12 protein-coding genes are annotated in these 12,896 nt (G+C 46.3%); 5 read left to right on the top strand and 7 right to left on the bottom strand.

Translation table 11 applies throughout. The features are described from left to right. The first annotated feature begins 45 nt into the window (after window positions 1–45). Window positions 46–636, top strand: coding sequence for a helix-turn-helix domain-containing protein (locus C8D98_RS09140; protein ID WP_132873825.1), 591 nt, complete (start codon window positions 46–48; stop codon window positions 634–636). A gap of 276 nt (window positions 637–912) precedes the next feature. Here C8D98_RS09140 and zapE read toward each other — a convergent pair whose 3' ends face one another. Continuing rightward, on the bottom strand, window positions 913–1,980 hold the full coding sequence (gene zapE / locus C8D98_RS09135) for an AFG1/ZapE family ATPase (protein ID WP_132873824.1): 1,068 nt from the start codon (window positions 1,978–1,980) through the stop codon (window positions 913–915). Between the two features lie 64 nt (window positions 1,981–2,044). Here zapE and C8D98_RS09130 point away from each other — a divergent pair, with 64 nt between their 5' ends. Continuing rightward, complete coding sequence (locus C8D98_RS09130) at window positions 2,045–2,815, top strand: inositol monophosphatase family protein (RefSeq protein WP_132873823.1); 771 nt, start codon at window positions 2,045–2,047, stop codon at window positions 2,813–2,815. Window positions 2,816–3,225: 410 nt separating this feature from the next. Further along, window positions 3,226–3,759 (top strand): response regulator transcription factor, encoded by a 534-nt coding sequence (locus tag C8D98_RS09125; RefSeq protein ID WP_165871259.1) that lies wholly within the window; start codon window positions 3,226–3,228, stop codon window positions 3,757–3,759. Window positions 3,760–3,963: 204 nt separating this feature from the next. Here the strand turns inward: C8D98_RS09125 and wrbA are convergent, their stop codons facing one another. The 6 genes from wrbA to C8D98_RS09095 all read right to left on the bottom strand — a co-directional run bounded on the left by wrbA (window position 3,964) and on the right by C8D98_RS09095 (window position 8,744). Beyond that, window positions 3,964–4,578, bottom strand: coding sequence for an NAD(P)H:quinone oxidoreductase (gene wrbA / locus C8D98_RS09120; protein ID WP_132873821.1), 615 nt, complete (start codon window positions 4,576–4,578; stop codon window positions 3,964–3,966). 69 nt (window positions 4,579–4,647) lie between these two features. Then, window positions 4,648–5,595 carry a hypothetical protein gene (locus C8D98_RS09115; protein ID WP_132873820.1) on the bottom strand — a complete coding sequence of 316 codons (948 nt, stop codon included), beginning with the start codon at window positions 5,593–5,595 and terminating at the stop codon, window positions 4,648–4,650. Further along, window positions 5,592–6,233, bottom strand: a complete 642-nt coding sequence (locus tag C8D98_RS09110) for an ABC transporter ATP-binding protein (protein WP_132873819.1) — start codon at window positions 6,231–6,233, stop codon at window positions 5,592–5,594. Before C8D98_RS09110 ends, C8D98_RS09115 begins: the two co-directional genes overlap by 4 nt. Beyond that, window positions 6,230–7,393 (bottom strand): ABC transporter permease, encoded by a 1,164-nt coding sequence (locus C8D98_RS09105; protein ID WP_132873818.1) that lies wholly within the window; start codon window positions 7,391–7,393, stop codon window positions 6,230–6,232. The genes C8D98_RS09110 and C8D98_RS09105 overlap by 4 nt, the downstream gene beginning before the upstream one ends. Then, window positions 7,390–7,632: a hypothetical protein gene (locus C8D98_RS09100; protein WP_165871258.1), complete on the bottom strand. Its 243-nt coding sequence runs from the start codon at window positions 7,630–7,632 to the stop codon at window positions 7,390–7,392. Before C8D98_RS09100 ends, C8D98_RS09105 begins: the two co-directional genes overlap by 4 nt. Next, window positions 7,632–8,744 (bottom strand): nitrous oxide reductase accessory protein NosL, encoded by a 1,113-nt coding sequence (locus tag C8D98_RS09095; protein ID WP_132873816.1) that lies wholly within the window; start codon window positions 8,742–8,744, stop codon window positions 7,632–7,634. The genes C8D98_RS09100 and C8D98_RS09095 overlap by 1 nt, the downstream gene beginning before the upstream one ends. Window positions 8,745–8,933: 189 nt before the next feature. Between C8D98_RS09095 and C8D98_RS09090 the strand changes: the two genes are divergently transcribed. Together C8D98_RS09090 and C8D98_RS09085 are read left to right on the top strand one after the other, a co-directional pair. Next, window positions 8,934–9,692, top strand: coding sequence for a substrate-binding domain-containing protein (locus C8D98_RS09090; RefSeq protein ID WP_165871257.1), 759 nt, complete (start codon window positions 8,934–8,936; stop codon window positions 9,690–9,692). Between the two features lie 110 nt (window positions 9,693–9,802). Beyond that, a complete protein-coding gene (locus C8D98_RS09085; RefSeq protein WP_165871256.1) occupies window positions 9,803–12,895 on the top strand; it encodes a PAS domain S-box protein in 3,093 nt (1,030 codons plus the stop codon). The last annotated feature ends 1 nt before the right edge of the window (window position 12,896 follow it).

Here is a 12,896-nt window from a genome sequence, read left to right as displayed (position 1 = left end):
AACAATATTCAGTAATACTTAACTCAAGATTTTCTTGGGGGAAGTATGGAAGACATAGAAATCAAGATCGGTGAACGTGTACGAAAAATCCGTAACGAACGAGGGCTGACCCTTCAGGACGTTGCAAACTTCACCGGTTTTTCAAAAGCACTCATATCTCAGATAGAGAACAACATTGTCATGCCCCCCATCAACACCCTTGGGAAAATAGCAAAGGTTCTAAACGTCAAGATGACATATTTCTTTGAAGAAGAAGTTAACCAGAACGATTTTTTCATCGTCCGAAGCGAAGAGAAAAAATTCATCTACAGGGAAGGTGTTAAGCACGGCTATATGTATGAAGAGCTTGCGAAGATAAAGTCGTTCGACTATATGGACTGGCTCCTTGTGACAGTTAAGCCGGAGAAGATGGACGAGAAGCTGTTCAGCCACGAAGGATTCGAATATATGTACGTTGTTCAGGGCGGAATAAAAATGAAGCTCGGCAGTGAAGATATAGACCTCAACGAGGGCGATTCCATAGCCTTCAACTCAAAGATACCCCATGCTGCCGTAACTCTGGACAACAGAACGGCACTTATCCTCAACGCTCACCTTAAGATAGAGAAGCTGACGGAAGCCATTAAGAACGGCTAGAGCAGATTTCGTCTTCGCGAGGAACATTTAATGTGACACTAGCCAAAGGCTGAACGAAACAGCGTAGCTGTGAGCTAAAGCGAACTTCCATGCACAGATACAGCGTAGGCATCATGTATTTGACTTGGAAGACTGCTTCACTCCGTTCGCAGAGACGTTATTTTAGTCACTCTGAGGATTCAGCCGAAGAGTCTCTACGCTTGAGACTCTTCACTTCGTTCAGAGTGACGAAGACAGAATGGTCTTACTCAAACGTTAATTATTACGAAAAATGCATTAGATCTTAAAGAACACCGCAAGCTCATCCAGTCTGGAGAGGCATCTGAGCAGTTTTTTCTGGAAGCTGGACTCTATCAGTTCCGGAGGGAAAATGTCAGAAAGCTGATGAGGGCTTCTGATGAAAAGCTTTGTGTTGTAGTAGTAGCAGTGGTCTATCAGCTGGTTGAACCTCAGCGCATTGTTCAGGTTAGGGAAGGGCATCAGTCCGTCAATGAATATCGCCTCCACCGCTTCAGGGATAACGAAATATTTGAACGGATGGGTGGATTCCAGTATTTTGATCAGATTTTCAAAGGTTATCTTGGATTTTGCCTTGCTTTCCGCAGTATACATAGCGAAAGCGTCCAGAAAACTGTCTTCCGATACGTTTTTCATCCATATCTTATTGCGTTTTCTGTAGTCCTCACCCTCAACTATGATGGTTTCAAAGCTTCCGGCGATATCTCCGAGCTGCTTTGTAAAGTTATCTGTCTGGAATCTCAGCTTTCCCAGTTCGTTGGGCAGGGTGTTGGAGGTGGTGATTATCAGTGTGTTTTTGTTTATCTCTCTGAAAAACTTAGCCATGATATGGGTCATGGCGGGGTCGTCCAGCTCAAATTCGTCTATGAGGAGCAGGCTGAGGTCTGAGAAGTGCTCAATGCATTTCTCAACGCCAAGATAATGGAAATAGTAGTTCATCTCGCCGAAGCTCATAAAAGCTTTGCTGCCCCGCTCACAGGTGTTGTAGCAGGAGCTTAAAAGGTGGGTTTTGCCTATACCGTAGCTTCCGTCGATATATATGTTGTTGGGCTTTTCCGAACCGTTTGAAGTCTTTTTACTTTTGAGGAATCCGAAAAGAGATTTTCCCTGTGTCTGCTGAGCGGGGGAGTATGTTTTCATCTGTTCCAGAGTGTTCTGGAGCAGAGACTTTATCTGCGATTGTGTGGGATAGTTCTCGTCGGGAATATAGTTTTCGAAGGTACATCTTGAGAACTTTGGATGGGGTCTCAGATTTTCAAAACATTGTTCCACTGATATGTCAAAGGATATACCGCTCAAGTCTATGTACTTTTCAGCATTAGTCATGTATAATTTCTCCCGGATGCCCGTCAGGCTGAACGAATATATAAAATAATTGAGAGAAAATCAAATGCTTTCAAAGATTGAAAAAGCTGTTTTAAAAGCAGGGGAGCACCTGCTTAAAGGATTCAACGGAACCAAAGAGGTTTCGCTTAAGGGTAAAATAGACCTTGTTACGCAGTATGATGTGGAAGTGGAGAGGATTCTTCTTAATGAACTGTCGTTCATGGGCGGCGAATACGGATTTGTTGCCGAGGAATCAGCCGCCGGGCGTACTGAGAAGAAAAAGGCTGTGTATATAGATCCTATAGACGGCACTACCAATTTTGTTCACGGTTTCCCCTTCTGCTGTATATCGGTGGGGGTATATAACGGTTCCGAGGGAGAATACGGCATTGTCTATAATCCTGTGATGAACGAGCTTTTCAAGGCAGAGGCCGGCGGCGGCGCATTTCTGAACGGAGAGAGGATACACTGCTCTGTAAAAACAAGGGCGGTGGATTGTCTGACGGCCACAGGCTTTCCATATGGGATTGCAGAAGGGAAGGGCGGCGACATACTGAAAATACTGGAAAGGATACTGGCAAACACCAGAGGCATACGCAGAGCTGGTTCTGCGGCTCTTGATCTGTGTTACACGGCAAGAGGAGTATTTGATGCTTACTATGAATTTAATTTAAGTCCATGGGATATAGCCGGCGGAGCGGTCATTGCCAGGGAGGCCGGATGTGTCGTTTCCGGAATGAAGCAGGGGGAGTCCCCCGATCTCTATGAAAAGTTTATTTTAGCCGCATCAGAAGGCGTTCACGGAGAATTTTTATCCATCATCAAAAACATATAATAATATACTATGGTTTATAAACAAATTATCGCTGAAAACGGTCAAGGCGATAATTTTTGTTTTCTAATAATTCACAAATATTATAATCACATAATGAAAAATAATTAATCTATTTTGATTAGTTAGATTTTTTAAGGAATGAAACTTTCTGTATTACTATGATTTTATACTATATAATAATCATGACAAAACTTTAAGAAATTTCTAAGATTTCACGCTTGGAAATTAATAGATAGTTAGGAGGGTAAGGAGAAATTCTTGAAATGCTAGTGTATTCAGTAAAATACATAATTGACAGTATTTACAATTGTGTTTAATAGCAGTAAAGTTTCGCTGTGTTTAATAATAAGGTGCAATATTATATGAGTTGTGTGCTTGTTTATAGCCGCGGAACTTTATTTCGTGAATGTTTGGCAAAAACCATACTCGATATGAAGTTTGTAAAAGATGTGCGCACGGTTGGAAATCCGGGGGAATTGCCTGATGCCATTAGAGAATTTAAACCTGATTCTCTTGTGGTTGATATCTATTCCAGAAACTACGGTGACGATGTTCTCGGTTCCATTTGCGCAAATCTTGCGCCCGAAAAGATAGTTTTACACACCACAAGAGAAAATAAGCACCTTAATTATTATAATGCGGTTCACGGCATCTGCCATTTTGTTTATGCCGAGGACAGTGTTGAAGTTATCAAATATTCACTGGAAAAATGCCTGTCCGGCGGCAACGGATTTATGGACGACAGCTTTCAGGGGATCCTTACCAACAGAGAGTGCGAGGTTCTTCGCCTGATAGCTCTCGGCAAAACAAGCAGAGAGATCGCCGAACAGCTCTGCATCAGCAAAAACACAGTGGATACCCACCGTAACAAGATGCTCCAGAAACTAAACATGGCCAATTCGGCTTCACTGGTTCAGTTCGCTTATAACACAGGTCTTATATAAAGAAGGCGGGTTTTTAATCCGCCTCAGACTGATGACAAACTGAAGTTTCAGGCACACCACCTTGATGAGACTGCCGCGCTACGCTCGCAGTGACAATTATTTACGTCATTGCGAGGAACGGAGTGACGTGGCAATCTCACAACACTAAGACTTTGTCAACAACCTGAGGCGGGTTTTTAACCCGCCTTAGTTTTGTCAGTGCTTCTATTTCAATTTAGCAGAAATTCTCGCCACATGCTCACCCTGAAATCTGGCTATCTCCAGTTCGTTTGCAGAGGGCATACGGCTTCCGTCCGCCGCCGCAAGGGTTCCGGCTCCATAGGGGCTTCCGCCTGTTATTTCAGACATAATCGTAAGTCCCGGCTGGCTGTAGGGAACACCCACGATAACCATTCCGTGGTGAAGCAGGGTTGTGTGGAAACTGGTTATTGTAGTTTCCTGTCCGCCGTGCTGTGTGCCTGTGGACACGAAAACACTTCCCACCTTGCCAATCAGCCCGCCCTTCGCCCAGAGACCACCTGTTCTGTCGAGAAAAGCACGCATCTGGGAGCTCATGTTGCCGAAGCGGGTGGGTGTGCCGAATATTACAGCGTCTGCATCCGCTAGCTGTGCAGGGTCTATCACGGGTATATGGGCAAACGCCTTCTGAGCATCGTATGCTCCGGCTTTTTTCAGCGTTTCCTCGTCAACTGTTTCAGGAACTCTGAACAGTGTCACTTCCGTATCCGCAACCTTGGCGGCACCTTCTGCCACTGCCTTTGCCATTTCAAAAACGTGTCCGTAAAAACTGTGGAAAACCACATAAACTTTATTTGCCATGATAACCACCTCGTGAAATGCTTATAAGACTAAGATGGTGTGGTTTAATGTTTTGTCAATGAAGAATGGTCACAGCCATGTGCTGTTTCTGAGATAATACGATAGCGGGAAACTGAGGCAGAGGAGCATATAGGCTGTGTTGAAAATAAGCGCATACCGCACAGCCTTTTCGGGTGTTTTTCCGGATATTATCGATATGAATCCCGCTGAAACTCCCAAAGCTGTTCCGGCATAGATAAGGACATAGAACACATATCCTATAAAACCGTATTCCGGCTGGAGAATGCAGAATGGGCATTTATGGGTAGGCAGTTCATAAATATATGGTGATACGGCATATGTCAGAACGGATATTCCCGCCGCAAGGTGAAGCAGGTTCGATAGGATGAGCAATTTTCGGGAGAGTGCAGACAGCGTGAGCAGAATGAAAGCGGCCGCATATATCTGAACTGAGTAATCCGCCGAAAAGGTTTTGAAAACAGAAGTGTTGTTGCCGAAGATGACATTACAGCAGCTAACCGCCACAGTGGGATCTATGGAGCCGAAATGGAGGATAAACAGTATAAGCTCTGACACAAACGAAACGAAAATTAACGGGATCAGTTTTGATTTTAAAGGAGTATATGCCATTGTTTCACTTTTCGAATCAAGACGGTTAAGCGACAGCCATGCGGCATAGAGGATCAGGTTAATTATTTTCACCGTTATCAGATATTTGCCGTAAACGGTGGCATTAACGACCCCTGCGGCGCACATCGCACCCTCAAGATAAGCCGAGAGCTTGTCGTTTGCGAAGATGAACAGCAGAAAAACGGGGATATTGATTATGAAGATATATTTCATCAGCACCGAAATCAGGTATGACTGCTTCTCCAGACCATACTGAACAGCCGAAGAACTGCTGAAATCCCATCGTCTTATGATTCTGATGCTGATAACAAAACCGACGGAAAGAAAGAACATTGAAACAGCGTAGATTATCAGCTGAATAAAGATTTCCGGTATCAGAAAGCTCATTTTTCCATCCGGATTATCGTGTCCGCAATTCCGCTCTCTATGATGGCTCTGTCGTGGGTGGCTATAAGTATGGTACGGCCTTCGGCCTTCATTCCTCTGAATATATCGAGAATGCTGTCGGTGAGTTTCGCATCCAGATTTGATGTGGGCTCGTCAGCCAGAACAACCGACGGGTTGTTTATGAGTGCCCTTGCGATGGCTACCCGCTGCTGTTCGCCGCCTGACAGCTTTTTGACCGTCTCGGCGCTTCTGTCGGCAATTTTCAGCCGCTCCATAACAGCCTGCGCACGTTCTTTCTGCTCTTTAAAGGGTACGCCGGAGGGGAGCAGGGGGATGGTTATGTTGTCGAAAACCGACAGATTGGGTATCAGGTTGTAGTTCTGGAATATTATGCCAACTCTCTGCCGTCTGAAAACTGCGGCAAATTCCTCAGGCAGCTTGGCTATGAGTTTTCCGCAGACCTCGATATCTCCGCTGTCGGGTCTGGTCAGTGCAGCGGCCAGAGCAAGCACGGTGCTTTTTCCGCTTCCGCTCCTGCCGTCCAGAATGACTGTTTTTCCGGCAGGGATATCCATGCTGAAATCTTTCAGCGGCACTATCTCGCCGTAGCTCTTGGTGACGTTGACAAATCTTATCATCTCAGGCTCTCATGGGCATCCGTTACCGATGCCCTCCATGCGGGAATGATGACCGCCGCCGCATAAACAGGTATCACCGTCAGACAGGTCAGCGCCATCTCCCTGGCCGGGAAAACAAACGGAAGGGCAAACTCAGGCCTCAGGTATGAATAGCCTGTGAAAACAGATTTCAGCAGAGGCGCCTGCATCCCGTAAACATAGAGCATGGCCAGCGAAACCGCCGTCAGTATGGCCAACACCGAGATTATCAGTGCTTCGTAGAGCCGCACTGTAATTATGTCGGACGGGGCATAGCCCACCGCCTTCAGAATAGCTGTCTCTCTGCGCTCCTCGGCTGTCAGGCCTGAAGCTCTGTCGAAAACTATTATGAAGAAGGTGAAAAGACTCACGGAGAATATCAGCATGAACACCCCTGATCTGAAATCAAAAAGGTTGCCCTCCGCCGCAAGCCGTTGTTTTTTTGTGGTGACCCTTGTGTCAGGGTACATTCCGGCTATTTTCTGTGCGATATTGTCAGTTTCATCGGGATTTCCGGTGTAAACGGCGATGTATGAAGCTCTTCCCTCAGGTATCCCCAGTATCTGTCTGGCGGAATCGATGTCGGTGAGGATGGCGGATGATGACATCATCTGTGATGCCGGCTTAAAAGTACCTGCCACAGGCAATTCCAGATATTCACCATTCGGCAGGGCGAAGCTGAATGACTGCTTGTTGTACATCGCTTTCAGAGTCTCGGACAGTTTTTCCCCTGTGACCATCCAGTTAGTTGTGGAGGGGAGTTTGGTAACCGCTTTTGAAAAGTCCTCGGAGTATTGCTCTGCAAATGGATCTATCCCGACTATTATGAGGTTGGATTTAAGATATTCAAAATGATACAGCCCCGTATACATGGGTGCGGCATATTCAACACCCGGAATAAGCAGTATCTCCTCCGCATAGGACTCCTTTATCAGCTCTGTCCGGCCGCCTCTGTCCGTGCGGACGGTTATGTCGGCGGCAGCATCGGCACTATAAACGCTTTCGGCTCTCAGCGAGGCAGTTATGAAAAAAACCGATGAGCAGATGAATATCAGCAGAGTGAGTATCAGGAAAACAAAGATTGATTTTGACCTTCGCCCGCTCAGAGAGGAGAGAGCAAGTTCGAAAAGTCCCGCTTTCATCTTCCGTATACCGCAGAGGAAAGGTTGGTATCGGGGGCAAAGGGTTCGTCCGGTAAAGGTTTATGCGTATATTCGCTGTAGACCGCCGGAAGGTATCTGTCGGTAAGTGCAGTGAAGGCCTGTTTTTCGGCCAGAGCTTCACTGTCGGGAGATAAAAGGGCGGTAAAAACTATTGTCTCCGCCGCCGTAAATGCTGTCAATATGGATAATATTATGAGAAACCTGCGTGCTCTCGGCATCACTTTATCTTTGAAGCCTTGATATCCGCATATTTCACGATCTCTTTTCCGTTATGGTCTGTCATGAATGTTTTTGCGTTCTTCTCTGATTCAAACGGGATAAGCTCGTGTCCCATCGGGCCGTAAACATCGGAGCCGGAAACATAAAACGCCGCAGTGCCGTCAATTGCCTTCCCACTGTAATAGTCGGTTACGAGCACCTTAGTTATTTTTATACCCTTATATTTTCCCCATTTTGCAGGGCTCTCTTTGAACTTGATGAGATCCTTCATGCCGTCAAAATAGAGGCTGTTTTCAGCACCTTTTTTGTCTGTATAGGTTATCTGTGCCGCCCATTTGGGATATTTCGCAACAAACATTCCGCAGACTGGGCATTTTGCTTTCTCAGGAACGGATATGACGCTGTAGCCGGGGGCGTTCTTTCTGCTTACCTCCCAGAGGTACAGAGATAGTGCTTGAAGCTGACCCTCTTTCAGTTCGCCGCAGACTGCGTTGTTCTTAATATATGCCTTCATTGCGCTGATGGTTTCAAACTCGGAAGGCTCAACGGGCTTACAGACAGATTTATATATCTTTTCACCCATGGGGTACATCATTTTGGTTTTGCGCTCGGCGGATGCGTCCCTGTCGGTCTGAATGGTGTCCAGAGTTGCCTTCATTACCTTGTCATAGTTGACTATCTCGCCGCCGTATGTCTTCTGGAAGGCCTTTGCATCGTTCAGGGAGGCGAAGGCATATTTGCTGACGTTTGTCATGGTACCGGGAGCGGAGCTTCCGATTACATAGTGAGCTGTTTTAGCATTAGTAAACTTTTCTTTGGCCGCATCCATGGTCAGAATCTCTTTTATGTTTTCGGATATATTGCCGGAATCCTCAGCAAAACACCTTATTGAGCAGTATTGTTTTGCTGTTCCGTTTTTCAGCTTAACGGCGAAATTGGTTTTGTAGTACATGGGCAGATTCATTCCACATACAGGGCACCAGCTCTTGTCTGCTCCGGTCTGCAGAAGTTCGGGAGTGCCTGTTGCGCTTCTGTCGAACTCATCGGCCATATCGGCCGCAAAGGCGAATAAGCTGAACAGAAGCATAACACCTAAAAATAATCTTTTCATATGTATCCCCTTGTGATGAATATATGGAAAATCATATACCTGTTTAACTGCTGGTGCAAGTTAAAAGCGATAAAAATATTCTTTTTATCCATAAATGCAAATTAACTTTCGCAGGTCACTGTTTTAGTGTAATCTTTAATAATTGCTTTCAGTGGTGAGAAGATGCGGATCATCCTTGCGGTTTATACATTGTTATTTTTTTGCCTTGCCGGATGCAGCCCGACTGAGCATCCTTTCGCTGAACAGAACGGCAAAAAGTATATTCTGGTCTACAGTTCACCTGTGCTTTCAGAACCTGTGGCAGAGATTGCGTCCGTTTATGAGAAGAGCGGCGATTGTGCCGTTGACATTCTCACCGGAGGGAGCGCACATCAGTTTCGGGCCATTGAGATAAGCAAAAAAGGTGATCTTTTCTTCACTTCCGTGGGGGAATATGCGGACGGTCTGAAAGAGAAGGGCATGGCTTCAGAGCCGTATACCCTTGGCAGAAACCGGCTAGTTTACTACGTTGCCTACGGAAACCCCATGGGTATTGACGGAAACCTCAGCTGGCTGGAAAATGACAGTATCAGGCTGGTCATCGGTTCGTATCTGACGAGCGGAGCAGGGGAGCAGACCCACAGAACTTTACAGAAAGCCGGTATTCTGGAAAGGGTATCCGAATCTATCGATTTTCTTGCGCCGGATTCAAAATCACTTCTGAAATCTGTAGCGGACAACGAAGCCGATCTCGCAGTCGGATGGGAATCGCTTAAATACAGTACGGTTTCAAAAGGAACCCGGACAATCCCTATCAAATCACCTTATTTCGGCTATGTTCCCGTTAAGGCTGCTCTGCTGAATTTTTCCGTTGAAAAGTCCTGCGCCGAGGATTTCCTGAAAATGGCGGTGTCTCCGCAGGGACTTCAGATATTCTCCAAATACGGCATTGAGAATAAGACCAAATGATAAATTTTTATAAATATAAAAGATATTTTCTATTTTTCGCAGGTTTTCTTCTGCTCTGTGTTACGGCCGTAACTGTTATGTTCGGCATGTATAACTTTGAAAGAGAAAGAATGCACTACCTTAAATCGCTTATGGACAACACCAAGTCCAGAGTCGACATCCACAGATTCATCCGGATCAGGGTCAGCGAGGTTAACAACTATCTCCATCTATACATTGAATCTAAAAAATTCAGCGAGATGGACAGATACGAAGCCAGAATATTTGAAGATCTGGACAGCATCCGTGAAGAGCTGAACGTTCTTGAGAACGGAGGGGTGCTGAACGAGAAACTGCCTTTGGGCGGTGCTTCTCAGGATGTTTTCACCAACGAATACAGATATCTGAAAAATGACGGAAAGCACTATGACCCCAGAATCATAGATATGCGGGCGAAGCTGGAGGAGCTCAGGATAATCGTCAGAAGCTACAGGAACTATCTCATAAACAGAGTTTCTGCAGAGGAGACGGGCTCTTTTGAGCTGGGCTTTGCATCGGAAAAATCCATCAGGGTCATGACCAAGGAGATAGATAACTTCTTTACCGATTTTCAGATGATAACCAACGAGGCCTACGCATCGGGGCTTTCTGACATGAAGGTTCTTAGTGACTATATCAACTCCGAGGGGCGCCGGATGGACAGACTTTCCATGTGGATATCCCTGTTCTTCGGCACAGCCATCGTTCTGTACGGTGCCAGACTGTCGTATGTTATCTGGTCGGTGCTCAAGGACGCTTCGGACATGAAGCGCAGCTACGATGATCTCAGCATGAACTTTGACACTAAGCTTAAATCCCGCACGCTGGAGCTCTTCGGCAGGCTGGACGAAATTATAAAAAGTGAAAGCGACTATAAACTCCGCTACGAACAGATGATGAAAGTGCTGGATTCTATGAACAGCTCTTTCTATGTTATAGACGTAAAAAATTATGAGATAGTCTACGCAAACAGCCATGCATCCGACCGTGAGAATATTCTGGGCAAAACCTGTCATTCCGCAACCCACAAACAGCTGCTCCCGTGCAGCGGAAAGGATCATCCCTGTCCTCTTCAGATAGTCACATCCACGGGGAAACCCGTTACTGTGGAGCATATCCACAGAACAGCCGACGGCACAGATCACTATTTTGAAATACGGGCATACCCGATAAAAGACGAATACGGCGAGGTTGTTAAGATGCTTGAGATATCGGTGGATATCTCCGAGTGGAAACAGACCGAAAAGTTCCTTATCCAGCAGCAGAAGGCACTGGAGGAAAAACTGGCGGACTATTCCAGAATAGCCAATGAGCAGTCAAGACTGAGGCAGAATGCAGAGGTCAGGCTGGAGGACAAGGAAAAGCGGTTCAGATATCTTATTGAGAATATTACGGATGTTATCGTGGTGCTTGATAGCTCCGGCAGAATAAAATATGCAAGCCCGTCTATGGACAGAATTGTGGGCTTTAACAGCAGACAGATACGCAGCAAATTCCTTGAGGATATAATTTTCGATTCCGACCGCCATTTCTTCAACGAATGGATGTCGGATATAAAATCCGGCGGAACGGAGACGAGATACGGCGAGTTCCGTATAGTCAAGCGGGGCGGGGACATAATGTTTGCGGAGGCCTCAGCCGTTAATATGTCCGAAGATCCTGTGGTTGCGGGAATAGTGTTTAACATCCGTGACGTTTCCGCCAGAAAAACAGCGGAAAAAGAGATACGTAAGCTGGCTCTGGTCATGGATCAAAGCCCTGTCAGCATACTGATAACCGATACGGAAGGGGTGATAGAGTACGTCAACCCCATGTTTGAAAAGGTCACCGGATATTCTCAGGCGGAAGCACTTGGCAAAAAGCCCAGCATCCTGAAATGGGACGAGTCTTCCACCCATATTTTCGTTGAGCTTTGGGACACCATTAAAAGCGGACAGGTATGGCAGGGAACCTTCACCAACAAGAGAAAGAACGGCGAAAAATATTATGAATCGGCAGTTATTGCCCCTATAACCAATACGGACGGGGAGATAATCAGCTTTGTTGCCATAAAAGAGGATATAACCGAGCTTCTGCTGGCCAGAAAACGGGCTGAGGATGCGAACATCGCCAAATCCCGCTTCATAGCCAACATAAGCCATGAGATACGCACCCCGCTGAACAGCATAATCGGTTTCAGCGACGTGCTGAAAATAACAGGTCTGAACGATAAGCAGAGGGGCTATCTGGCCACTGTGCGGTCAAATGCGGAGACTTTGCTGGACATATTCAACGGAATAATGGATCTGGCGGACACCGAGAGCGAGGAGTTCTCCATAGACAGCCACATGGTCAACGTGGACGTTATGGCGGAGACCGTAAACAGGGTGCACAGAAGGGCGGCAGAGGTTAAGAAAATATCGTTCCTCAACTACATCGACCCAGCAATTCCTAAAAAACTGAAAGGCGATTCGTTCAGGGTGGGGCAGGTGGTTTCAAACCTGCTGTCAAACGCTGTGAAGTTCACTGAAAACGGCGGCCGCATTGAGCTTAACATCCGCAAAACTGCGGAGACGGAGAACACTGTCAGCGTTGAGTTTGAGGTGAAGGATACCGGAATAGGCATCTCTGAGCAGAAGCTGGCAATAATTTTCGAAAATTTCGAACAGGGCGATTCCGGAGTAACACGCAGGTTCGGCGGTGCCGGTCTCGGCTTAAGCATTGCGGCGAACATACTGAAAAAATTCAATTCAGAACTTAAGGTTGAGAGCAGAAAGGGCGAAGGAAGCCGTTTCTGGTTCGAAATAGAGTTTGAGCGGTTCAGCGAGGAACCCAGACAGAATCAAACAGCGGGCGGGGCGGACTCAAAGCCGCTTTTCCGTTTTTCGCTGAATGAGCTTTCAGGGCAGATAGGGCTTGCGGCTCCTGTTCTGTCGGGGCTTTTGTCCGAGTTCTGCATCAACTCGTCTCAGGAGCTGAAAAAGGCCATGGAGGAGATATCCGCAGGAAACGTCCGGAACGCTTCCGACCTGCTCCACTCCGTTCGGAGTGCCGCAGGAAATCTCAGGCTTGAGATGCTGTCGGAAAAATTGAAAAATGCCGATGAATTTGTTAAGAAGAATAATGTTGATTATGTTAAAGAACTTATTCGGGAGATAACTGCTATGCTTGATCTGATTAAATTTGAAACCGAAAGGCGTGACTGAA

It is taken from the genome of Seleniivibrio woodruffii (assembly GCF_004339245.1).
In the GTDB taxonomy this organism is placed as follows: domain Bacteria; phylum Chrysiogenota; class Deferribacteres; order Deferribacterales; family Geovibrionaceae; genus Seleniivibrio; species Seleniivibrio woodruffii.
This window is presented reverse-complemented; position numbering and strand designations above follow the sequence as displayed.